Source organism: Paenibacillus sp. J22P277 (assembly GCF_059383675.1).
On the sequence record NZ_JBXENS010000006.1, the window covers coordinates 550,409 to 573,700 of the forward strand.

Annotated in this window: 22 protein-coding genes; 4 read left to right on the forward strand and 18 right to left on the reverse strand. The window is 59.8% G+C overall.

All coding sequences use genetic code 11. From position 1 onward, the window contains the following. Positions 1 to 7 precede the first annotated feature (7 nt). The 3 genes from AC50YL_RS23175 to AC50YL_RS23185 all read right to left on the reverse strand — a co-directional run bounded on the left by AC50YL_RS23175 (position 8) and on the right by AC50YL_RS23185 (position 3,061). A complete protein-coding gene (locus AC50YL_RS23175) occupies positions 8 to 721 on the reverse strand; it encodes a phosphatase PAP2 family protein (protein WP_494835028.1) in 714 nt (237 codons plus the stop codon). Between the two features lie 363 nt (positions 722 to 1,084). Next, a complete protein-coding gene (locus tag AC50YL_RS23180; RefSeq protein WP_494835029.1) occupies positions 1,085 to 2,104 on the reverse strand; it encodes a Gfo/Idh/MocA family protein in 1,020 nt (339 codons plus the stop codon). A gap of 66 nt (positions 2,105 to 2,170) precedes the next feature. Further along, a complete protein-coding gene (locus AC50YL_RS23185; RefSeq protein ID WP_494835030.1) occupies positions 2,171 to 3,061 on the reverse strand; it encodes a sugar phosphate isomerase/epimerase family protein in 891 nt (296 codons plus the stop codon). Between the two features lie 190 nt (positions 3,062 to 3,251). Between AC50YL_RS23185 and AC50YL_RS23190 the strand changes: the two genes are divergently transcribed. Together AC50YL_RS23190 and AC50YL_RS23195 are read left to right on the forward strand one after the other, a co-directional pair. After that, complete coding sequence (locus tag AC50YL_RS23190) at positions 3,252 to 4,193, forward strand: helix-turn-helix domain-containing protein (RefSeq protein WP_494835032.1); 942 nt, start codon at positions 3,252 to 3,254, stop codon at positions 4,191 to 4,193. Next, a complete protein-coding gene (locus AC50YL_RS23195) occupies positions 4,171 to 4,689 on the forward strand; it encodes an NUDIX hydrolase (RefSeq protein ID WP_494835297.1) in 519 nt (172 codons plus the stop codon). The genes AC50YL_RS23190 and AC50YL_RS23195 overlap by 23 nt, the downstream gene beginning before the upstream one ends. A 195-nt stretch (positions 4,690 to 4,884) precedes the next feature. Here AC50YL_RS23195 and AC50YL_RS23200 read toward each other — a convergent pair whose 3' ends face one another. The 4 genes from AC50YL_RS23200 to AC50YL_RS23215 all read right to left on the reverse strand — a co-directional run bounded on the left by AC50YL_RS23200 (position 4,885) and on the right by AC50YL_RS23215 (position 8,828). Further along, positions 4,885 to 5,877, reverse strand: coding sequence for an aldose 1-epimerase (locus AC50YL_RS23200; RefSeq protein ID WP_494835033.1), 993 nt, complete (start codon positions 5,875 to 5,877; stop codon positions 4,885 to 4,887). A gap of 238 nt (positions 5,878 to 6,115) precedes the next feature. Further along, complete coding sequence (locus tag AC50YL_RS23205; protein ID WP_494835035.1) at positions 6,116 to 6,919, reverse strand: alpha/beta hydrolase; 804 nt, start codon at positions 6,917 to 6,919, stop codon at positions 6,116 to 6,118. Beyond that, positions 6,895 to 7,827, reverse strand: a complete 933-nt coding sequence (locus tag AC50YL_RS23210; protein WP_494835036.1) for an aldo/keto reductase — start codon at positions 7,825 to 7,827, stop codon at positions 6,895 to 6,897. Before AC50YL_RS23210 ends, AC50YL_RS23205 begins: the two co-directional genes overlap by 25 nt. A gap of 14 nt (positions 7,828 to 7,841) precedes the next feature. Then, the gene (locus tag AC50YL_RS23215; RefSeq protein WP_494835037.1) at positions 7,842 to 8,828 is read right to left on the reverse strand and encodes a Gfo/Idh/MocA family protein; all 987 of its coding nucleotides are present in this window, start codon (positions 8,826 to 8,828) and stop codon (positions 7,842 to 7,844) included. A gap of 174 nt (positions 8,829 to 9,002) precedes the next feature. Between AC50YL_RS23215 and AC50YL_RS23220 the strand changes: the two genes are divergently transcribed. Beyond that, positions 9,003 to 9,608 carry a DedA family protein gene (locus AC50YL_RS23220; RefSeq protein WP_494835039.1) on the forward strand — a complete coding sequence of 202 codons (606 nt, stop codon included), beginning with the start codon at positions 9,003 to 9,005 and terminating at the stop codon, positions 9,606 to 9,608. Positions 9,609 to 9,745: 137 nt separating this feature from the next. Here AC50YL_RS23220 and AC50YL_RS23225 read toward each other — a convergent pair whose 3' ends face one another. Beyond that, complete coding sequence (locus AC50YL_RS23225) at positions 9,746 to 10,546, reverse strand: arylamine N-acetyltransferase family protein (protein ID WP_494835040.1); 801 nt, start codon at positions 10,544 to 10,546, stop codon at positions 9,746 to 9,748. Positions 10,547 to 10,660: 114 nt separating this feature from the next. Here AC50YL_RS23225 and AC50YL_RS23230 point away from each other — a divergent pair, with 114 nt between their 5' ends. Continuing rightward, the gene (locus AC50YL_RS23230) at positions 10,661 to 11,554 is read left to right on the forward strand and encodes an AraC family transcriptional regulator (RefSeq protein WP_494835041.1); all 894 of its coding nucleotides are present in this window, start codon (positions 10,661 to 10,663) and stop codon (positions 11,552 to 11,554) included. Positions 11,555 to 11,724: 170 nt separating this feature from the next. Here the strand turns inward: AC50YL_RS23230 and asd are convergent, their stop codons facing one another. From asd to AC50YL_RS23280, 10 genes are all read right to left on the reverse strand, one after another. Beyond that, positions 11,725 to 12,810 carry an aspartate-semialdehyde dehydrogenase gene (asd, locus tag AC50YL_RS23235; RefSeq protein ID WP_494835042.1) on the reverse strand — a complete coding sequence of 362 codons (1,086 nt, stop codon included), beginning with the start codon at positions 12,808 to 12,810 and terminating at the stop codon, positions 11,725 to 11,727. A 497-nt stretch (positions 12,811 to 13,307) separates the two neighbouring features. Then, positions 13,308 to 13,763, reverse strand: coding sequence for a GNAT family N-acetyltransferase (locus AC50YL_RS23240; protein WP_494835043.1), 456 nt, complete (start codon positions 13,761 to 13,763; stop codon positions 13,308 to 13,310). Between the two features lie 49 nt (positions 13,764 to 13,812). Continuing rightward, on the reverse strand, positions 13,813 to 14,307 hold the full coding sequence (locus AC50YL_RS23245) for a DMT family transporter (RefSeq protein ID WP_494835044.1): 495 nt from the start codon (positions 14,305 to 14,307) through the stop codon (positions 13,813 to 13,815). A gap of 25 nt (positions 14,308 to 14,332) precedes the next feature. Next, positions 14,333 to 15,031: a Crp/Fnr family transcriptional regulator gene (locus AC50YL_RS23250; RefSeq protein WP_494835046.1), complete on the reverse strand. Its 699-nt coding sequence runs from the start codon at positions 15,029 to 15,031 to the stop codon at positions 14,333 to 14,335. Between the two features lie 54 nt (positions 15,032 to 15,085). Then, positions 15,086 to 15,514 carry a DMT family transporter gene (locus AC50YL_RS23255; protein WP_494835047.1) on the reverse strand — a complete coding sequence of 143 codons (429 nt, stop codon included), beginning with the start codon at positions 15,512 to 15,514 and terminating at the stop codon, positions 15,086 to 15,088. 170 nt (positions 15,515 to 15,684) lie between these two features. After that, a complete protein-coding gene (locus tag AC50YL_RS23260; RefSeq protein ID WP_494835048.1) occupies positions 15,685 to 17,430 on the reverse strand; it encodes an ABC transporter substrate-binding protein in 1,746 nt (581 codons plus the stop codon). A gap of 403 nt (positions 17,431 to 17,833) precedes the next feature. Further along, entirely contained in the window at positions 17,834 to 18,739 is a 906-nt protein-coding gene (locus AC50YL_RS23265; RefSeq protein ID WP_494835049.1) for a carbohydrate ABC transporter permease, read from the reverse strand. 14 nt (positions 18,740 to 18,753) lie between these two features. Further along, the gene (locus AC50YL_RS23270; RefSeq protein WP_494835050.1) at positions 18,754 to 19,710 is read right to left on the reverse strand and encodes an ABC transporter permease; all 957 of its coding nucleotides are present in this window, start codon (positions 19,708 to 19,710) and stop codon (positions 18,754 to 18,756) included. Positions 19,711 to 19,826: 116 nt separating this feature from the next. Beyond that, entirely contained in the window at positions 19,827 to 21,383 is a 1,557-nt protein-coding gene (locus AC50YL_RS23275) for a response regulator (protein WP_494835051.1), read from the reverse strand. Then, entirely contained in the window at positions 21,376 to 23,166 is a 1,791-nt protein-coding gene (locus tag AC50YL_RS23280) for a sensor histidine kinase (RefSeq protein ID WP_494835053.1), read from the reverse strand. Before AC50YL_RS23280 ends, AC50YL_RS23275 begins: the two co-directional genes overlap by 8 nt. Positions 23,167 to 23,292 lie beyond the last annotated feature (126 nt).

Here is a 23,292-nt window from a genome sequence, read left to right on the forward strand (position 1 = left end):
AACAAAATTATCCTGCCTGACGCTTGCGCTTGCCGCGCGCCGGTGCCGGCGCGGAAACGGCTGGCGTTGACCGATTCCCGCGTTTTATTCCCATGCGAAGTTGGAGCCGTCCGACGAGCTGATACATCAGTTCCGCGGTCAGGATTCCGGCGCCGACATCCGCGATGACATGTTGTTTCATGAATAACGTGGACATCATAATGAGAACGGCCATCACGCGAATCCCGATTCGAAGCGGACGGCGGAACGCGACCGCGCCGCGGAACATGAGATAGCTCGTCAGCACGTGAATGCTCGGAAAACAGTTGAACGGCTCGTCGTTCGCGTATACCCATCTCATCAGCGAGGGGAACAGCCCGGTACCGTGAACCTCCGGCCGCCCGACGGTCGTCTGGAAGCCGTAATAAACCAGATAGCAGGCGACCAGTCCGAGACAAAGCGCCCCCAAGGTTCTGTAATACAGCCGGGCGTTCTTCCATAACATGCCGATCAGCGTCGCGGCGATGAACGGATACCACAGCACGTAGGGCAGCGCGAACGCCGGCACGACGGGAAGCGCCTTGTCGAATGCGGTCGCGAGGTGATGCACCTGCGCGCCGGGACGGTTGAGAAGCACGTAGAAAATATTCAGGAACGGGATCAGGAGCATCCACAACACGGGCAGCCAGCCGCTGATCTTGCGTTTTGGCGTCCTGCCGGAGGGCAATGCGATCGGTTTCATTGGGATTCCGCCTTTGTCGATGAATTGTTCATGCGCCAAGGATTCGGCCCGCCCGCCGTTTTGCCTCGTCGTCTCGCGGGCTATTCCCGGGCTATCCTTGCGCGTCTCCTGAACTGTTCTCATCTTAGCCCGCGAATCTTAACGCCCCCTCTGCGAAATTCTGAAGGTTTCCTGAAGAGGGCCTGAATGATGTCTAAGATGCGCGGTCCGTCCTGTTCCGGTTCCCGGTAAAGCGGCATGCCAAAAAGGAGCCCGTCCGTCGGGACGAGCTCCTGCGTTCAAGATGGAAAATTGCTCGGGTTCTGTCAGGTTGCATCACGCAATGCCTGTGCGCGACATTCGCTTAGGAACGCACGCAATACTTTACAGCATGACCTTCTGCCCCGTCCGCGCGCTCTCGACGGCGCCGAACACCATCGCCACGCTCTTGATGTTGTCCAGGCAGTCGGTTTCGGCCGGACGTCCCGCTTCGAGCGCCGCGAACATCTCGTCCAGGCAGCCCCAGTGGCCTTCCTGCCCATCCCACGTCTGCTCGCCTTCGACTCGCAGCATCTCGCGGATGAAGCCTTCCGGCTTCTCCGGGTTCACGGCTTCGCCGTACGGCATCGCCGAGCCGTCCCAACGGGCGCCGCCCTTGCTTCCGGTCACCCGCCAATCCGACTCCCACGACGTATTCAATCCGTCCGCGCACCAAGAGCCGCGGTAAGAGAAGACGGAACCGTCGCTCATCTCGAAGATGCAGATCGCGGACGCATTGCCCGCGTACCAGGATCCCGGCGGGTTGAATTCATGGCAGTATACGGAGACGGGATCCGTGCCCGTAATGAAGCGCGCTTGATCAAACGTATGAATCGCCATATCGATGATGAGCGGGTTGTCCATCGCATCGCGGAAGCCGCCGAAATGCGCGCCGAGGAAGAAATCGGCGTGAATGGAACCGGGCGTTCCGATCGCGCCGGAGCCGACCAGATCGCGGAAAGAACGGATCTGCCTCATGTAGCGGCGGTTCTGCATGACGGAGTAGCGTTTGCCCGTCGCGTTGCTGACGGCTACGATATCCTTCGCGTCCTGATAGGATTCGGCCATCGGCTTCTCGCCGAACACGTTGCAGCCCGCCTGCATGGCCGTGATGGCGATTTCCTTGTGGCTCGCCGGGATCGTGACGTCGAATACGAGATTGGCGTCCGTTGCCGCGAGGGCCGCGCTCAGATTCGTGAAGGTCGGCACGTTCAGTCCCTTCTTCGCCGCCATCGCTTTCGCGCTTTCCTCGTAGATGTCGACCAGGCCGACGATTTCGGCGTTTTCCCGCTTGGCCGCGTAATCCAGCCAAGTGTTGGACATGCCGCCGCAGCCGGCGACGACGATTTTATGCGTCATGATCATTATAAGCTCCTTTATGGTTAAAAATGGTCATAGGATTCCGATGAATCTATTGCGCGGGCCTGCGAGCTATTCCACGGGATTCGGAACGTAATCGCCGCCGCGGCAGCGCTTCAGATAGTTCAGGCCGTGCACTTGGCCCGTCATCTCAAGCTCGTTCTTGTACACCGGATCGTGCCAGCCTTCGATGTCGATGCTGCCCGTGTAGCCGTTCTGACGCAAGATCGTGATGATGTCGGTCCAATTGGAATCGCCGAAGCCCGGCGTGCGGTGCCAGACGAACTCGCGCGGCCCGTGGATGCCGAACTCCTTCACGACGTCCCAGGCGATCGTCGCGTCCTTCCCGTGCACGTTGAATATCTTCCCCGTGGCGGCCCACTTGCGCAGCTGCGGGATGGGATCGATCAGGCTGACCATCTGGTGGCAGGGCTCCCACTGCAGGCCGATATTCTCGCTCGGCACCGCGTTGAACATCATCTCCCACGCCGTTGGATTATGCGCGATGTTCCAGTCTCCGCCGCCCCACGTGCCGCCCATGTCGCAGTTCTCGAACGCCAGGCGCACGCCGCGCGCTTCCGCGCGCCGAGCGAGCTCGCCGAACACCTCGCCGAACCGCGTCATCGACTGGTCGATGCTGCCCGGCATCCGGCCCGTGAAGCCGTTCACGAGCTTCGTGCCGAACGCCTCGGCCGCGTCGATCAGCCGCTCCCAGCTGGCCAGCGTATCGGCGTTGTCGCCTGCGCCCGTCAAGGGATTGCCGAAGACGCCGATCGCCGAAATGACGATGTCATGCTCTTCGACCTGCGCCCTGACCCGCTTGGCGAGCTCGTAAAGATCCGTCTTGCCGGTCGACTGCCAGAAGGTGAGCGCAAACGACTCGAAGCCGTGCGGAATGATTTGGGGAATGATTTTGTCGGCGGTGCCTCCGCCGACGAGCGTACCGATGCGAATGGATTTCATGCGTGCTTGTCATCACCTTTCAGCGCGATTGGGAACTGAACTAATCGTACTGAAAGATTCCCGTTGAGACTAGCATCGAAATTGTGTTATATTCGTACAATCTTACGTTTCTATCGCGATTAAAACGGTACCATCCGTCCAAATGAAAGCCAATGTCGTAAAATCGTACGTTTGCCGGAGGAGGAACGCCATGACCGTCAGCCCGCTGAAAGAAAATACGTTCATTCCCGACCGTACGTTTCCCATCAACGTCTTCCTGGTTTCCGGCGAAATCGGCACGCATTGGCACGATCATATCGAGTGGATCTACGTCAAGGAGGGACAGGCCCGCATCCAGGTCGACGGTTCGTTCGAGCAGCTGGACAAGGGCGAGCTCGCCTTCGTCAACGCCAAGCAGCTGCATAGCGCGGTCAGGCTGGAGCCCGATACGGAGCTGATCTGCATCGTCTTCAACGAAGCGCTCGTGCGCGGGAGCGGCCTTGACATTACCGAGCATCACTATTTCGTCCCGTATTTGAACCGGCAGGCGAAATGGCCCAGCTGGATGCGGAACGCCGACCCGTACATTGAGGAGATGAACGCTTCCTTCTCCCGCCTGCTCGCCGAGTTCACGGGCAAGCAGTCCGGCTACGAGCTGCTCGTGAAGGCCGAGCTGCTGCGGATCTTCGGCTTATACTTCCGTTACGCCGAGCAGGGCACGAACCAATCGCCGTCCCGCGCGCAGAAGCCGTACGACTTCTCCAGCCTGCTCCAAACGCTGCGGGAACGATACCAGGAGACGATCAGCGTCGGCGAAGCGGCGCGGCTGGTCAGTCTGAGCCCGAGCCATTTCTGCAAAATTTTCAAAAGCGTCACCGGCAAAACGCTGATCGAATACATGCACATGCTTCGCGTCCAAGAGGCGGAGCGGCTGCTGCTCGACACCGATTATCCCGTGACCGAGATCGCGAGCCTCGTCGGCTTCTCCAACATGACGTACTTTGGCCGCGTGTTCAAGAAAGTGCGCAGCAAAGCGCCTTCCGCGATTCGGAAAGGCCAGCGGTTGCCGCCGTCCTCGGCAGCCGATCGCAACGATAACCAGGTTAGAGGGGGAGTTTCCCGTGCAGCTGATGAGTCGGATCACGGATCGTGAAGTACGCGGCGGCGACCCGGAATTGCTGCCGTATGTGTCCCGTTATGCATCGAGAGGCGTGTTGTTCGACCACAGGGCGGACGTGGCGATGATGTACGTTGCCCGTTCCGCGCTCTATAAGCTTCCCGGCGGAGGAATCGAGGCCAAGGAGACGCCCGAGCAGGCTTTCCTGCGCGAGATCCGGGAAGAGACCGGCTACGACGCCGAAATCCTGCACGGCCTCGGTTATATCGAGGAGCATAAGAAGGCCAACGCTTTCCTGCAGGTATCCTATTGCTATATCGCCCGGGCCGTCCAGGAGCACGAGGCCAAGCTGACGGAGCACGAGAAGAAGCTCGGCATGTCCGTGCATTGGATGACGCTGGACGAGGCGATCGAAGCCGTCGGCGACGTGCTCGCGGCATGCACCGATTATTCGACGACCTTCATGCTGCAGCGGGACAAAGCGATCCTTGAAGCGGCGGCGGCCTGGCTCCGCGCGCCGTTCTCGAGCTAGCGGGTATCGCGACAAAGCCCGCAGCCTTTCGCCGGCTCCGTAACGGGGCGGGGCGAGCGGCTGCGGGCTTTGTCATGCGCGAATCGCGCGAGCGCGGATCGCATATTTTGGCGGCGAGGATTCCGCGCTTCAACATGCGCAGATCGCGTACTGCGGCATGCGTAAGAGACGCGGCGGCGCCGATGAGCGCCGATCTTATTTCACGTAAATCCTCGCGCGTTCCTGCCAGATCTCGCCCGGCGCGAGGCTGAACAAGCCGATGTCGTCCGGCGGCAGATCCGCGTTCGGCGCGTTGACGAGGCTGATCTGCGGCTCCGGACAGAAGAAGCCTTCCGTGGCGCCGTTGTTCCAGATCATCCACTGCTTGTAGGACGTGCCCGCATCGTAGACGAGCGTCAAGCCCGCCGTCGTGTCGGTTAGCTCCATGCGGTTGCGGCCGCTCTGCGGCACGGCGGTGTAGTGATTGTCGAGCGATTCGAAGAACGGATAAACGCCCACGCCCTTCATCGCTTCCTCGTTAGCCGTCAGCGGCTGGAAGCTTCCCGTCGGCAGCATGCGCTCGCTCATTTCCCAGCGATCGCCGATCGTCAGCTTGAGGCGATAGTCCTTCGCGGAATTGCCGGGCACGAACGGCGCGTTCACCGACGTATGGAACGCATAGAGGCAAGGCATCGTTTCCTCGCCGTCGTTGATGACCGTGAACTGCTGCTCGAGACCGTTGGCGCTGATCGCGTAGCGCAACCGTAGCGTGAAGCGGAACGGCAAATAGTTGTACACGTCGCTCCGCTCGTCCACTTTCAGGGCAGCGACGACATAGCTCTCGGTCGCGGACGTGCCGAAGTCCTCCACCTCGAAAGTCTCGCTGTGGACGAAGCCGTGCAGATGGTTGCCCGTCTCCGGCTCGTTGACCGGAAACGCCAACGTGCGGCCGTTCCACGGAAATTTGCCGTCCTCGAAACGGTTCGGCGGGAACAGCACCGGGATGCCGTGAATGAACGGCCTGGCCTTGAAGGACGGCATCTCGTCCGCCGTCGGCTCATGCAGGAACGCATAGCCGTTCTCCGCGTCGCGGAACGCGATCAGGTTGCCGCCGACTTCGGGAAGCAGGACGGCTTCGTAGCGGCCGAACTTCAGCCATACGGCCGGCTCGCCTTGGTACGTGTCTTTATACGCTTGATTGCTGCTCATTGGGTAGTCGACTCTCCTTTGGCATTCATGAACGTTAAGAAAAAGGTATCGCGGCTACGCCGCAGGACGGCATTAGGCCGTCGGCCGCCCGTGACCGGGATGACGGCGCGACACTATAATACCATTATTCGCCTGCGCGCAGGAACATCCGCGTCCTTCGAAATCGCGGAAAATCCTCTCCCGCCCGCGGCGGAAGAGGATTTGGCGCAAGGCGGCGCGCTTTGAACGCGCCGGCCTTCTAGAAATCGTGCCGCTTCAGCCAATGACCGCATACCGTCGTCCAGGTCGCGACATGCGGATCGCCTTCGGCAAGCCCCAGGCCGTGCCGGCCCTGCTCGTACACGTGCAGATCGAAAGGCACCCCTGCCCCGCGCAGCGCGGAAGCGAATAACAGCGCGTTCTCGACCGGCACGGCGGCATCGTCGGCCGTGTGCCACAGGAAGGCCGGCGGCGTGTCCGGCGTTACCCGAAGCTCGCTGCTCATCTGCGCGACCAGCGCCTCGCCGGCTTCCTTGCCGAGCAAATTATCCCGCGAACCGCCGTGTCCGAACGGCGTCGACATCGAAATGACCGCATAGCAGAGGATGATCGCATCCGGGCGGCTCGACATCCGTTCGACCGGGTCGGCCGCGTTCGGGTTCCCTGCGTCGTATTGCGTGCCGGCCGTCGAAGCCAGATGGCCGCCGGCGGAGAAGCCGAGAATGCCGATTCGCCGCTCGTCGAGGCCCCATTCCGCCGCATGCAGCCGCACGTAACGGATCGCCCGCTGCGCGTCGAGCAGCGGATTCGGGTGCCGATACGGCGCGACCCGGTACCGCAGGACGAAGGCCGAGATGCCGATGCCGTTCAGCCACTCCGCGATGGGGCGTCCCTCGTGCTCGGCTCGCACGCCGTAGCCGCCGCCGGGGCATACGATGACGGCGCCTTTGCTGCCTTCGACGAGGTAGGTCGTCAGGGCGGGGCGGTCCTCATCCGTCTTGCCCGCCGCGTTCGGCGCGCCTTCCGGCCAAAGCTCGATTAACGCGTTCTCAAATCCAGCCATCTGATCTCCTCCGGCGTCAGCGTGATGGTCGTTGCTTCCTGGCAGGATTTCATCTCCGCTTCATTGCGGGCGCCGATGATGGCCGCCGTCGGAAACGCCTGATTCAGCACGTACGCGAGCGCGATTTGAATCGTGGAATAGCCCTTCTGCTTGCCGAGCTCCTCGGCGCGGCGGTAGCGCTCCCAATTGTCGTCGTTGTAGAAGACGCGGACGAGATCGGCGTCCGAACGGTCCTCCGGCGTGAAGCGTCCGGTGAAGAAGCCGCGCGCTTGCGACGACCACGAGAAGATCGGCAATCCGCTCTGCTCGTGCCAGGCCAGCGTCTCGGCATCCACGCTGATGCAGTCCGCCCAATACGGCTCCTGCGCTTTGGCGAGGCTGAGGTTCGGGCTGCTGAAATCAAAGCCGCGCAGGCCATGGGCCGCCGCGTATTCGTTCGCTTCCTGCAGTCTGGCGGACGTCCAGTTGGAGCCGCCGAACGCGCGGATGCGGCCGGCTTCGATATGAGAATTCAAGATTTCCACGATCTCGCCGACGGGAACGTTCGGGTCGTCGCGGTGCAGCGCGTAGACATCGATATAATCCGTGCGGAGCCGCTCCAGGCTGACCATCAGCTCGTCGTGGATCGCTTTCTTGTTCACTTGCGGCACGCCGTTGTGCGGATGACCGCCCTTCGTCCAGACGTTGATCGATTCGCGGTTGCCCCGCTCCTCCATCCACATGCCGATCGCCTGCTCGCTCTTGCCGCCGTAATAGATGTATGCCGTATCGATCGTGTTGCCGCCGATGGCGACGAAGGCATCGAGATTCGCGCTGACCAGCTCGTACACCTCCGGCGCGAAATAATCGGACCCCATGATCAGTTGCGAGACGCCTTGCTTTAAACCGGGAAGTTGGATCGATTTCATGGCTTGTTCCTCCTTTATACGAGTACGCGCTTGCGGGAATACGCGGATTCCAGGCAGGCATCGATGACTTTCATGTTGGCTACCGCATCGGCAGGCGCGAAACGCACGTCCCGCTCGCCCCAAACGTTCCGGGCGAAAGCGTCCGCCTGCAGCGCGTATTGGTTCAGTTCCGGCTGCTTCACTTCGCGCTTGCCGTCCTTCGTGAAGACGTAGTAGGTCCCGTCGCCGACGAACGCGGAAGGCACCTCGATGCGTCCGTCCGTGCCGACGATCTCGAGCGTGTTGCGGAACGCGGTCCACATGCCGCAGTCGAACGTCAACGCTACGCCGCTCGGGAATTCCAGGATGCCGGACGCCATCATGTCGACGTTGTCGTGCTCCGGCGAGATCAAGGCGTGCACCGTCGCCGCTTCGGGCTCGGCGCCGAGAATCAAGCGGGCTACGCTGATCGGGTAGCAGCCGACGTCGTACAGCGAGCCGCCGCCCCATTCTCTCCGGTAACGCACGTTCTTGGCGTCGCCGGCGTTATTGAACGTGAACGTGCTGTGAATGCCGCGAACGTCGCCGATCTCGCCGGACGCGACGATCGCCGCGATCTCGCCGTACCGCGGGTGGTGCCGGTACATGAACGCCTCGGCCAAATGCACGCCGTTCTTCGCCGCCGCGTCCGCCATCCGCTGCGCTTCCTCGGCGTTCATCGCGATCGGCTTCTCGCAGAGCACATGCTTGCCCGCCTCCATCGCGCGGATCGACCATTCCATGTGCAGATGGTTCGGCAGCGGCACATAGATGGCATCGATGTCCGGATCGGCCAGGATTTCTTCGTAGCTTCCGTAGGCTTTCGGAATCCCGAGCTTGGCGGCCGTCTCTTCGGCCTTGGCGATTCCGCGGCTTGCAATCGCTGTCATTTCTCCCGTTTCGGACGCCTTAATGCCCGGAATGACGGAATGAACGGCAATGTTGGCACTGCCGATGACGCCCCATCGCAATTTTCGTGTCAATGTGATAGCCACCTTTGTCGATAAAATGAATTCGTCCCTAGTATAGTCGATTCCGATATGGGAAGAAATATAAAACAACAACATTTTCATATAACATTCGTGTCGCGCGCTTGTCTTCCGTCATTCAATCGTGTACATTCCTATCATCGCTACCGCAGAAAGTAGGTCTCCGCCGTGGAACACCTCTTAGAGCTGCTTATATCGCGCTATGGTTATATCGGACTCACGCTGGCGTTGGCCCTCGGCATCGTCGGCGTTCCCGTTCCCGACGAAGCGCTGCTTACGTATTCGGGCTATCTCGTCGGCAACGGCACCTTGCTCGGGCCGCTGGTCGTCCTGAGCGCCTTCCTCGGGTCGGCGATCGGCATCACCGCCAGCTACGCCATCGGCATCCGTTTCGGCCTGCCGTTCCTGCTGCGATTCGGCCCGCGCATTCATCTCTCTTCCGCCCGAATCGAGCGCGCCCAGGATTGGATGAACCGGTTCGGCAAGCTGCTGCTGTTCGCGGGCTTCTTCATTCCCGGCTTCCGTCACGTGACGGCGTACATGGCCGGCATGTCCCGGTTCAAGCTGCGGACCTTCCTGCTGTATGCCTACGCGGGGGCGCTTGTCTGGAGCACCTTGTTCGTCTATATCGGTTACCTGCTCGGCGAGCGCTGGGAATCGGTCAAAACCTACGTCCACCACAATTTCCGCACGCTTCTGTTCATCGCCTGCCTGCTCGCGCTATTCGCGCTTTGTTTCCGCATGATCATCGCGGCGCGCAAGGTCAAGACGTAATTCGGACGACTTGCCGCGGCTCCCGCGCTTTCGGATGACCGAGGCCACGGCCATCATGAGGCGCCCCTATCAAACAAGACCGCTCGCGATAAGCAAGCGGTCTTTGTGCCGTGTCAAAGCCCGAAGGCTGCGACCGATTACGCGCGGCCGGTATCCGGCTCCGGAATCGAAATGCCGAAGTACGCCTGCAGCGCCTCGTCGTATTCCGCCTTCGTCGCAGGCGCGAGCACGCGCACTTCGCCGCTCCTGAACAAGCGAATTTCGCCGCCGGCGCCGGTATTTCGGCCTTCCGGGGTACAGATCGCCAGCTTCGCCTCCGTACGGAACGGCGATTCCGGCGCGTATTGGCACCAATAACTGGCGAAGACGTAATCGTCCGGCAGCTGCGGCTCCTCCGTGAAGGAGTAGACCCGGTTCCATTCGCCCCTCTTCCGTTCGCTGAGAAACCAACCGAACTGCGCGTCCGGGTCGAGCCGGTAGCATTCCGCCCCTTGCGGCTGCTCTAGTCCGGCCGCGATGGCAAGCGGTTCGCGCGGCACGGCGCCGCCGACGCCGACGTCGCACAGGTAGACGGCGCCTTCCGCCTCCACCCGCAGCACGTGATGCCGCCGCATAGGCGGCAGTACGGTCTCGTCGCGCCAGAAACGCGCCACGAGATCCGTGACCGGATAGCCGAGCTCCCGCAGCAGCCAGCCGAACATCGCATTTAATTCGAAGCAGTACCCGCCGCGGCGCCTGCGGACGATTTTATCCCATAGCGCCGCCGTGTCCAGCGACAACGGAACGCCCGCCAAAATATCCAAATTCTCATAGGGTACCGCCAGCAGATGGGCATGCTGCAGTCCGGCGAGCGCTTTGGCGCTGCCGTCAAGCGGCCCTTCGTATCCGATCCGTTCCAAGTACGCGCCGACTTCCGGTTTGATTTCACTCCAAGACATCGCGGCCGCTCCTCTCCGTCTAATTCCTGACGCGCCTACGGGGGCGCATGGACAAGCCCGTCATGCCGTGACATAATCATCCTATCTCGAGGTCTGAGGGGAAGGATGCCGATCATGACGATCTACAAAGGCGATACGTACTTCAAGCTGGATGATTTTCCGTTCTTCATCGATCGGTGCACGATTCGGAAGAGCGAGTACATCCCTTCGCATACCCACGACTTCATCGAGCTCGTGTTCGTCGTGGAAGGCAGCGCGGTTCACGAAATGTCCGGACATGCCTACCGGCTTGCCGCGGGAGACGTGTTCGTGGTGGAACCGAACGTCTATCACAGCTACACCTGCGCTCCGGACAGGGAGACGATCGTCTACAACGTGCTGTTCGACGCCGCTTTCCTCGAGCGGGAGATGAACGTGCTGCAGCAGATGCCGTCCTTCATCAACTTCTTCTACCTCGTGCCGTTTCTGCGCAAAAGCCATTCCTTCGTGCCCTACCATCCCCTGCAGCCGGCGCAGAAGATCCACGTTCAAGCCCATTTGCAAACGATCCACGAGGAATTCGCGCAGCGGCGGGACGGCTATCAGCTGGTCATCAAGACCCGCCTCATCGAATGCCTGGTCTGGCTGAGCCGGTTCCATCAGGATAACCGCGAATCCGAGCAGCGGCCGAGCGTCAGCGACCGCGCCTGGATGGAATCCATCATCCACTTCGTCGACCAGCACTACTACCAGGCGCTGACGCTGCGCCAGCTCAGCCGGCTAAGCGGCATGAGCGTCTCCTCGTTCACGGCCAAGTTCAAGGAAGCGGCCGGCATGAGCCTGCTCGATTACAAGCATACCGTGCAGATTCGGCACGCGTCTACCCTCCTGAGGTCCACCGACAAAAAAGTGCTGGACATCGCGCACGAGACCGGCTTCGGCGACATCAGCTTCTTCAACCGCGTCTTCCGCAAGCATACCGGCTGCTCGCCGCGGGAATTCCGGTCGCGCACGCCGCGCCCATCGTAAACGTGAAGGCCGCTTGCATCCCACTGCCGGCGGCCTTCGCGTCGTATGTTATTGCGCTCATCGCTTCATTTCGTCCCGTGGCCGGTCGCCAGTGTCACGGCCGCTCGCTGCGTGCCCGGCCGAAACGCTGGATCGCAGTCGCCTCCGCCATACGCCCTCGCGCAGGGCGGCTATTTCGCCTGAATATAACCTTCCGCCTTCAGCAGCTCGGCGATGAGGACGGCTCCGCCCGCCGCTCCGCGCAGCGTGTTATGCGAGAGGCCCACGAATTTGTAATCGTAGACGGAATCTTCCCGCAGCCTGCCGACCGAGACGCCCATGCCGCCTTCGATATCGCGGTCCAGCTTCGTCTGCGGCCGGTTCTCCTCCTCGAAGTACGTGATGAATTGCTTCGGCGCGCTCGGCAAGCCGAGCTCCTGCGGGCGTCCCTGGTATTGCTGCCAGCGTGCGAGCATCTCTTCCCGCGACGGTTTGTTCTCGAACGAGACGAACACCGTGGCCAGATGGCCGTCCGTGACCGGTACCCGGATGCATTGCGTGGTGATCAGCGGCGCGGCCGCTTTGACGATCTCGCCGTCGACGACGCTGCCCCAGATGCGCAGCGGCTCCTGTTCGCTCTTCTCTTCCTCCCCCCCGATGAAGGGGATGACGTTGTCCAGCATGTCGGGCCAGTCGGCAAAGTTCTTGCCGGCTCCGGAGATCGCCTGATACGTCGAGGCCACGACGGTCGTCGGCTTGAAATCCAGCAAGGCATGAAGCGCCGGCACATAGCTTTGAATGGAGCAATTGGGCTTGACGGCAATGAACCCGGTCGAGGTTCCGAGCCGTTCGCGCTGCGCCGCGATGACTTCCAGATGCCCCGGATTGATTTCCGGGATGACCATCGGCACGTCCGGCGTCCAGCGGTGCGCCGAGTTATTGGATACCACGGGCGTGCCGGTCTTGGCGTAGGCTTCCTCCAACGCCAGAATGTCCGATTTCTTCATGTCGACGGCGCAAAAAATAAAATCGACGCCCGCCGCAACCTCTTCCACGTTCGAGCCGTCCTGCACGACGATGTTCTTCACGGCATCCGGAATCGTGCCGGACAGCTTCCATCTGCCCTTCACGGCTTCCTCGTAGGTCTTGCCGGCCGAGCCCGCGCTGGCCGCGATCGCCGTCACTCGAAACCAAGGATGATCCTCCAGCAGTTGAACGAAGCGTTGACCCACCATGCCCGTTCCGCCAACAATGCCAACCTTCAATTTATCCGTCATCGCGTATTCCAATCCTTTCGTATTCGTATTCTGGCCGTGCCTTTTCCCGTTTGCGTGAAGCTTCCCTATCTAACTATTCAAAACCGGCGAATCGGTGTGCGGCGCGCGGGAGCAAACCGACTAATCGCCGCAAAATCAAAAAAATCCCACCCCCAAGACTGCGCTTCAGTCTTAGGGACGAGATTTGCATGCTCGCGGTACCACCCCAGATTCGCCAATAGGTCGCCCCATTCGCCTCTTCAAGTACGGCGTCTCAACGGAAACGCGTATACTTTAGCTCTATAACAGGAGCTCCTGTCATGCCATCCCCTTGCTTCAGGTTCCGACGTGCTGCTCGGAGGCTTTTTTCAATAACGAATTCTTTACTCCTTCCCAGCTTACGGAGCTCTCTGCGAAAGAATTCATTATTTACTCTTCTCGTCGTCGCATTTGGTTGACGTTAATGATATCAAATTCGGAATGCGAGGTAAATACGATTTTTGAAATTTTGTCGCGATTCATAGTTCCTTGGTCATGAACACGCTGTTCGGATCCTCGACATAGGCCGCGAACGGTCCGCAGACTTCAAAGCCGAAGCCCGCGTACAGCCGTCTGGCCGGCTCGAACGCGGCCATGGAGCCCGTCTCCAGGCTAAGCCGGCGGTAGCTGCGCCGCTCGGCTTCCTCGATGACATGCGCGAGGATGCGTCTCGCCACGCCTTTTCTCAAGTGCGCGCGCGCCGTCCGCATGGACTTCAGCTCGCCGTGCTCGCCGTCGAGCGCTTTGAGCGCGCCGCAGCCGACCAGCTCGCCGTGCTCCCACGCGCTCCAGAACGTGATTTCCGGGCGTTTCAGTCCCTCGAGATCCAAGGCATGCCTGCTTTCGGGCGGCGAATGCTCCTCCATGCTCCGGAGATGCTCTTCGAGCAGGTCCGCGATCTCGGGTCCGGTTAGGTCATCAAGCTTGATTTCCATCGCAATCTCTCCGTTCATGGCTAATTTGAACGATTGTATCACAAAGCGATCATTCCGTTAAGCGCGTCTTTCCCGGCGCTTCTCGATCGGCGGCTTTGCCGAATGCGCGTCCGCCTCCGAACTTGAACACGGCGATGCCGGCGACGATGACGAGCACGCCGATCAGCTGCTTCGGCGTGAACGGCACCTTGGTCAGACCAAACCAGCCCTGCGAATCCATCAGCAGGGCCAGCCCAAGCTGCGAGGTCAGCGCGATGGAGATGGCGTACGTCGGCCCGAGCCGTTTGATTCCCTGCACCAGGCAAGAGACAACTCCGACGCCGATCAAGCCGCTGAAGCAATACCAGGTCTGCATGCCGCCGAGCGCGAACATCCGCTTTCCTTCGATGAGCAGGCCAAGCGCGAGCGAAGCCGCGAAGCCCATCCCGAGCACGAACGCGGTGGTCGCCCAGGATCCCGCGCGCTCGTTCACCTTGCTGTTGAAAATATTTTGCAGGCTGACGAGACCGCCCGCGAGCATTGCCAGTACGATGCCTTGAATCATGCTTCCCGCCCTCCCGTTCTACCGCTTATTCATAAATATTGTGCTTCGCCCGCACGCTCAGTCCCGCTCTGTCCTTGACCCGAATGACGCCTTTGCCGCGCTCGAGCAAGCCCTCCGCGCAAAATTGCCCAATCACCCGGTTCAGGTGCCGGTAGCTCGTTCCGATCAGATTCGCCGCGTCCCGGAGGCCGGCGGTGCTCAGCTGCCCTTGGAGCTGCGCGTCCGATTCGTCGAACGAGACCGACAACAAGTAGCTCGCGAGCCGCACCTCCACCGGATGCATCAGGTTGAAGCTGAGCGAAATCGATTTGGCGTAAAACTTCGCGGCGATGACGTTCAGCAAAAAGCGCAGCAAGGGCGCGTGATCGCCGGCGTATTTGCGCAGCCAGCGGTACTGCACGCCGATCATATGGACGGTCGTGACGGCCTCGACCGTATTGAGAATGTCCGCGTCTTGCACGTATTCGATATCCCCGATCGTGTCGGGCGGCTTGCGGAAGGAAAGGATCAGCGTCCGGCCTTCCGCCGAATTGGTATAGATCTTGAGCTTCCCTTTCACGAGGAAATACAGCGTCTCCGACGGTTCCCCTTGGGAACAGATGAGCTCGCCCCGTTGAAACACGCAAAGCGTTAAATGCGGCAGCAGCGGTTCGTTGAATACGTCCGACAAGCAATATTTGCGCAGGTACCCTTCCAGCAGCCCGCGGTCCTTCGATTCCATCACGACCCGGTCTCCCCCAGTCTCTCGCATTCTACTCGGTTCACACCATACTCTACTCTATTTGAGCTCTAGTATCACCACGCCGATGATCATTATCCCGATGCCGGCGAACTGCGAGGGCTTCATCCTCAGCCGCGACATGCCGAACCAGCCGTTGCCGTCGATGAGAAAGGTCAGCAGGAGCTGGGCGATCAAGAGCGCGGAGATCGTAAGCGTCGCCCCGATCTGCCCGATGGCCGTCACGTTCCCGAAAATAATGACCGCGCCGAAAGCGCCCCCGGTCAAATAAAGCGGCTTCGCTTGCGGAAGCTTCCGCCATTGCCCGTCCCTTACGAGACTCAGGATCAACAGCGCCGCGACGAAGCCGGTCAACTGGGTCAGCGCGGCCGTCTGCCAGGTTCCGATATCCTGGCTGATCCGCGCGTTCGCCGCTCCCTGCAGCGTGATGAACGCACCGCCCAAACACGCGAATAGTAGTCCCTTCATTATTTCCACTCCCCCGTCGATGCTTCCTCCTCATTTAAATACAGAAGCAGCGGCGTTGAGAAGGACATATGTCCCAAACGCGCAACGATCGCCGAATTTGCGGAGCGGTTGCCTGGCATGGCCTTCCGTTAAACGAAAAAAGCCCGGACGGCTGTCCGGGCTGATCGTGCTTATTGCGCGCTCCACAATTCCACGCGGTCTTTCACGTACTTCTCGTAGCCGTCTTCCATCTTCTCGACGCCGGCTTTTTTGAGTTCCGCCATGTAGGCGTCCCAGACTTTGTCGAAATCGGCCGGTTTCGCGAGGATCGCTTCCGGAACCCGCTTCCACGTGATATCTTTCATCTTCGTGCCGAGAATGGACACTTCGTCCTCGCCCGGGATGGAGATGTTCCAAGCCGCGCCGTACGATTTGACCTTGAACTCGTCTTCTTTCGGGAACAGATCCTTCCAGGTCGTGGCTTTATAGGCGGCCAGCGTCTCTTTCTCGACGTCGCTGTAGCCGTTCACGAGCTGCTCGGGGAAGTTCTTCGTGTAGTAGTTGCCGGACGGATCCTTGGCGCCGTCGCCATAGTGAGCCATGATGTTCCAGTAGAAGCCGATACCGGATTCTTTCGTGAACGCGGTGTTGTCGTTATTGATCCGATCCTGCACTTCCTGCGGCACGACGCGCTTGCCGTTCTCCATCACGTAGTGCTTGCCCTCGATGCCCCAGTTATTGAGGATTTGGCCTTCGTCGGAGGCCAGGTAATCCAGGAACTTGATGGCGCGCACCGGATCCTTGCACGTGCTGGAGATCGCGATGCCGTAGCCGCCCATGAAGCCCGTCGGCCAGAAGGAGGTGTCCTTGAAATCCTTGGACAACGTGACCGGATAATGCCCGTACGTTTGCTCGAACTTGCCGGCCGTCTTCAGCGATTGCTGCGCGTCGTTATAATCCCAGTCCTGGTCGATCAAGCCGAGGACGCGGCCCGTCGCGACTTTCGCTTTGTATTGGTCGTATTTTTGCACGAAGCTTTCTTTGTCCAGCAGGCCGATGTCGTTCATGTGGTTCAGCCAGCGGAAATATTCCTTCTCTTCCGGACGGCGGAAGTGGTAGGTCACCTCGTTCGTCTCTTGGTCGACGTAGTACTCGCCGTCATCCGAGCCGCCGGTCGTCAAGAACGCGGGGTTCGTCACCGAGATGTACATATGCCAGTCGTCGGCGTTCAGGGAAAGGCCGATGTTTTTGTTGCCGTTCTCGTCGGTAGGGTGCTTCTGCAGGTAGTCTTGGATGACCTTCTCGTAATCCTGCACCGTGCGGATCTCCGGATAGCCGGCTTCCTTCACGACGCGGTGCTGCAGCTCGAAGCCGCCGCCCGCCACGAAGCGCTGCTCGTCCGCCGCCGCCCAAGTCGGGATGGCGTAGATCGCTTGGTCCGCGTTCGTATACTTGGCGCGCACCATGTAATCGCCGAGCACTTTCTTGATGTTAGGCGCGTATTTGTCGATGAGGTCCGTGAGATCGAGGACCGCGTCGGCATCCACCAGCTTGCCGATATCGCCCTTCGCCGCGATCAGATCCGGGTATTCGCCGCTTGTCGCGATGAGCGCCACCTTCTGCGTCGGATCGCCGACCGCGAATTCGGCATCCAGCGTCACGCCGGTTTTCTTCGTGATTTCCTTGGACACGTCGTCCTGCATGTTGTTCCAATTCGGGTTCGGGTCTTCGCTGAAATAGCTGAACGTGATCGGAGACAGATCCTCCGCCGCGTCCTTGCCCTCGTTCGCATCCGCGTTTTTGGTCTCGTTCGTCGCGGCGGCCGCGCCGTTGTTCCCCGCGTTGTTGCCGTCGTTCCCGCCGCAAGCGGCAAGCACGCCGGAGAGCAGGACAATGGAAAGAATCGTCGATGCCTTCTTCGAAATCCGTCGTTGCATGTTGCAAACCCTCCCAATTTTGAATGCTGTTTTTGTATATCGTATAAACAGGGGACCTGTAGATACCGTTGTGAACTGGCGATCTGCGTTTGCAGATATTGTTGTTTGCTTAGATGTCTTGCAGTTCAAGCATCTGCTTTTCTGCTTTTCTGCTTTTCTGCTTTTGCAGTTGAGCGCAGGGCTATTAGAATTTTAGCTGCCTAGGATATTTCCCCTAGGCCAGGTTTTTCTGCTTGTAGAGCCCGGTAAAAAGCGCCCGGAGAGGCGGTATGGATCGTATAAGCGATAGCGTTCGCCTTTGTAATCGGAAATCCACCGCTAATCTTTCTACAATGAGGATTTCCGAACTACAACAGCGATTGGAGACCCATACCGTCCGCAGGGCGCTTTTTACCCACCGGGCTCAGCTCTTAACGGCCCCCAGCGTCATGCCCTTCACGAAATACCGCTGCAAAAACGGATACACGATCAATATCGGCACCGTCACGATGATCGTGATCGCCATCTTCACCGACTCCGGCGAGATTTGCGCCATGACCTCCGTCATGTTGCGGCCGCGGAAGCTGTCGGCGTTCGTCGTCGTGCTCTGGATGACCTTCATCAGCTCGTACTGCAGCGTCGTCAGATGATCCTTCGAGCCGTTGTACAGGTACGTATCGAACCAGGAATTCCATTGGCCGACCGCCAGGAAGAGCGCGATCGTCGCCAGCGCCGGCTTCGTGAGCGGCAGGATGACCCGCCAGTAGATCGTGAAGTCGTTCGCGCCGTCCAGTTTGGCGGATTCCTGCAGGGCGTACGGGATGCCGTCGATGAAGGAACGGATGACGAACACGTTGAAAGCGCTGACCAGTCCCGGCAGCACGTAGACCGCGAAGGTGCCGATCATGTGCAGGTCTTTGATCAGGATGTAGGTCGGAATCAGCCCGCCGGACACGTACATCGTCAGCGCCAGGAACGTGGAGACGAACCGCCGGCCCTGGAAGTCGACCCGGCTGAGCGTGAACGCCAGCATCGAGGCGCTGATCAGGCCGAGCACCGTGCCGATGACGGTGCGCAGCAGCGAGATTTTCAGTCCCGTGATCAAGCCGGAGAACGCGAAGATCGTCTCGTAATTCTTCAGCGTAAGCTGCCGTGGGAAGATCGTGATGCCGCCCCGGACGCTGTCCGTGGAATCGTTCAGCGAGATCGCCAGCACGTTCAAGAACGGATACAGCGTAATGATCGTGACGAGCGCGATGACGAAATAGACGACGAAATCGAATACGCGGTCGGACCAGGGCGTGCCGCTGGAGAACAAACCTGCTTTCATCTGGCACCCTCCCCTTAAATGATGCTTTCCTTGGTGATTTTCTTGAAAATGCCGTTGGCCGTGAACAAGAGGATGACGCTGACGACGGAGTTGAAGATGTTGATCGCCGTCCCGAAGGAATACCGCCCCATGCCGAGCCCGTAATTAAGCGCATACAAGTCGAGCGTCTGCGAGTAGTCGCGCACCAGATTGTTGCCGAGCAGGAATTGCTTCTCGAATCCGATGCTGATGAGATGTCCGATGGAGATGATGACCAGGACGATGATCGTGGAGCGGATGCCCGGCAGCGTGATGTTCCATGCCTGCTGCAGGCGGCTCGCGCCGTCCACTCGGGCAGCCTCGTACAATTCCGGGCCGATGCCGGCAATGGCCGCCAAATAGATGATCGTGTTCCAGCCGGTCTCCTTCCACACGTCGGAAGCGGTCACGATGGTCCAGAACAGGTTGCCTTTTCCCGAGAACTGGATCGGCTCGCTGATCAGGTGCAGCCCGACGAGCAGGTCGTTGACGGCGCCGTTGTCCGTGGACAGCATCTTCGTGACGATGCCCGCCGCGACGACCCAGGACACGAAATGCGGCAGATAGGAGATCGTCTGCACGAACCGTTTCAGGAAGCCGATCCGAACCTCGTTCAGCAGGATGGCGAACACGATCGGAATGATGAACCCGGCGACCAGCCCCATGACGCTCATCGCCAGCGTGTTTCGCAGCGCCTGGAAGAACTGGTCGTCGTGGAACAGCTCCCGGAAGTATTGCAGGCCGGCCCAATCCTGGTCCAGGAACGATTTCTTCGGTTTGAATTTCTGGAACGCCATCGTCCAGCCCCAGAGCGGCAAGTAGCTGAATACGAACACCCACAAGACGAACGGAATCGACATCAGGTACAAGTATTTCTGCTGGAAGAAGGTGTGCCAGAAACGGGATTTCCGCCTTGCGGCAGCTTGCGGCTTCAATGGTGCAACGGCTTTCATTTGGCGTTACCTCCTTGCTGTATGCCTTCATGATATCGGAAATAAAGCGCTTCCAATACCACTACAATTACGGGTAAAATCATGTGAAAATTGCATTGGCCCTAAGACCCAGCCTGCTACTTCTTCCGGTAAGAAGTCGGGGACACGCCTACGTATTTGCGGAATTTGCCGTGGAAATAGTCCACGTTGGCGTAGCCGACCTTCTCCGCGACCTGATATACTTTCAGCCCTTGATCCAGCAGCTCCTTGGCCTTCTCGATCCGCACCTTGTCGAGGTACGTGTTGAAATATTCGCCCGTCTCGCTCTTGAACAGCTTGCCGAGATAGGCGCTGTTGTAATTGAACACCTCGGCCAGCGTCTCCAGCTTCAGGTTCTCGACGTAATTGCGCCGGATCAGGTCGATCATCTTCTTGATCTGCTTGTCGCCGCCGCAGGATCCGCTCCCTATCAGCAGCGTCGGAAGGACGGCGATCAGCTCTTGCTCCAGCTCGTCGTAGCGGACATGGCCGTAGATCGCCGACATGCACGCGGACAAGCGCTCGTTGTCCAGCTTCCGTTCGTCGCCGCTCCGGGACAGCTTGCCCGCCAAGGCCGTCACGATGCCGGCGAACGCGGATTTGATGTCCGCTTCCGATTTCCCGCACCGAATCAGCTCGCGGCCCGTCTCCGCGATCAACTGCGACAAAACCGCGGCATTGCCGACGTCGATGGCGAAATACAGCCTCTCCGCGAGCGCCGGAACGTCGACGGCGCAATTCGCTTCCGCCATGCCGCCCGGAGCCGCATGAAGCGCCGGCGAGGCCGAGTCGATCAATTGCCCGCCCGCGTGGAAGAACCGCCGGTCCAGCAGCGCCGCCGCCGCCAAATACGACATCCGGACGTCGCCGATGCGCGACACGGGCGGGCCGCACGCTGCCGCGATGCGCGCGCTCGGCTCCGCGATCAGCGCCGCCAGATCGGCGTAGACGCGGCGTTTGACCGGTTCCGCGGACAGCTCGTCCGGCAGCAGCAGGACAAGCTCCGCATCCAGCGCAACGACGACGCCCCTGTCCTTCACGTCGTACGCCTGCGCGAAACGGTCGCGAACGGCGGCAAACCGTCCGGGTTCCATCCCCCGCTCCGAGCCCTCCAGCTTAATCAGCACGATGCCGTAGCTCTCCCAGTCAAGGTCCATTGCCCTCAGCTCGTTCGATTTCGGCAATGTCCGCTCCGCGGCATCCGGGGACAACAGGTCGTGGAGCAGCTTCTGCCGGCTCCATGCTTTCCTCGATCCGCTGTCCGCCTGTTCCTTCCGCTCGCGGTCCAGCACGTTTCTCACCTTATCCAGATGGTCGACGAGCTCGTCCTCGTCGACCGGCTTCAACAGATAGCCGTCGATAGCCAAGCCGATCGCCTTCTTGGCGTAGTCGAAGTCCGCGTAGCCGCTCAGGATAAGCACGTGCACGTCATCGCCCGTCCGCCTGACCGCCTCGACGAGCTCAAGTCCCGTCATGCCCGGCATTCGAATGTCCACGATCAGCAGGTCCGGGCGGTAAACGGCGATTTTGCCCAGTGCGTCCTTGCCGTTCGCGGCCGTATCGACCACCGCGTAGCCCAGCGCTTCCCAATCGATCAGCGTCCGCAGCCCTTCGCGGATCGTCGGTTCATCATCGGTAATCAGCACGTTATACATGGCTTATCTCCCCCATCGGTATCGTAAATTGGACCGTCGTTCCGACGCCCGGCTCGCTCCAGATCTGCAAGCCGCAGCCCGGCCCGTACATGAGCTTCAGGCGCATATGCACGTTGCGCAGCCCGATCCGGTTGCCTTCGCGTTCCTCGGTCTCGTCCATCGACCGGTACAGCTCCGTCAGCTTGGCCCTCGGCATGCCTTCGCCGTTGTCGGCGACCTCGATATGAACCTTCCCGTTGCGCACGAACGCCGCGATGCGCACGCGGCCGCCGGCCTCCCGGTTCTCCAAGCCGTGGATAACCGCGTTCTCGGCGATCGGCTGGATGATGAGCGGCAGAATCTGCACCTGCTCGGCATCCGGATCGATCTGCAGCTCGTACTGCAGCCGGTCCTCGTAGCGGAATTTCTGAATGTCCAAATAACACCGCACCATATCGATTTCATGGCAAAGCAGGACGGTTCGGCTGCCGGCTTCGAGATTTTTGCGCATCATTTTGCCGATGAGCTTGACGACGTTCGAGATTTCCCGTTCGCCATTGAGATGGGCTTTCATGCGGACCGACTCCAGCGCGTTGAACAGGAAATGCGGGTTGATCTGGCTCGCCATCATTTTGAACTTGATCTCGTTCTGCCGCGATTGCAGCTCGACCTTCTGCCGGTTGGAATCCTGCAGCTCGACGATCAGCCCGTTGATGCTGCTCACCATGCCGTTGAACTGCCTGGACAGCTGTCCGATCTCGTCCTTGCCGTCGATCTCGAGCGCGACGTCCAGATTGCCCGTTCCGACCTTGGCGATATATTTGCTTAAGCGCATCATGCGTTTGGACAACACCGCGGAGAAACCGTAGATGAGCATGATGGCAACCGCCAAGCTGATCACGATGACCGTCAAGGCGAGCTTGATGATGCGGTTCGGTTCCTTCATAATGCCGTCGATGGAGAAGACCGAGATAATCCGGAGCGCGTTCATGCTCGATTCGGGCACGAGCGGTTCGATTTGGATTTGCGAGGATTTGCCGTTGACGCTCGCCTGGAAGCTGCCGTTCTTCGCCGCGATCACCTTCGGATCGTAGCTGAGGCTGGCCAGCGTGCTGCCGACCCGGCCCGGCCGGTTGGCCGCTACGATGCGGTTGTTCCCGTCCACGATCATCGTCTCGAACGTTTCCTGGCTCAGAATCGCGCTCAGCTTGTCGGAGCTGACGTTGATGACGAGCACGCCGCTCGTATGCTGCGTCAGGAAATCGATTTTGCGCACGAGGCTGAGGTAATATCGCTGGTCCCGCTCGTCCGGCATGTAGTACCAGGCGGCAAGGCCGCTGCTGTTCAGCGCCGATTGGTACCAATCGGACTGAATGATGCTCTTCGTCGGCTGCAGAAACTCCCAGTTGTTCAGCAGGGTCTGGTTGTTCACGTACAGCCGGATGTTGGAGATATCCTTGTACAGGCGGATGTAGTCCTTGATGTCGGGGTATTCCTTGTACGCCTTGACGACCTCGTACACCGACTCGTAATGACGGTTCGCCAATGTCTCCAGCCTGCTGTCGTTGGACATCCGGTAGGAGATGTCGTACGACACGTTGATGACCTCGCCGGTTCGTTTCTTGACCCGCTCGACGTTGTTGGCCGTCTGCTCGAGCGCGTTCTTGAGCGCCATGTTCTTCAGCTCGCCCGTGAGGAACGCGCCGACGATGAGGACGGGCACGAAGGCGACGAAAATAAAGGAAAGCACCAGCTTCGTGCGAAGCTTCAGATCGTTGATGCCGCGGATCATGATGTGGATCAAGCAGGATGCCTCCCTTATTTATTTGAAAGCGTTTTCAAAAATAGCAAAATTAAAAATGGTCATTGTTCATTGTAAACAAATGACCATTTAAAAACTAGGGCATAATTTCTCCCTTTTTCATGTCAA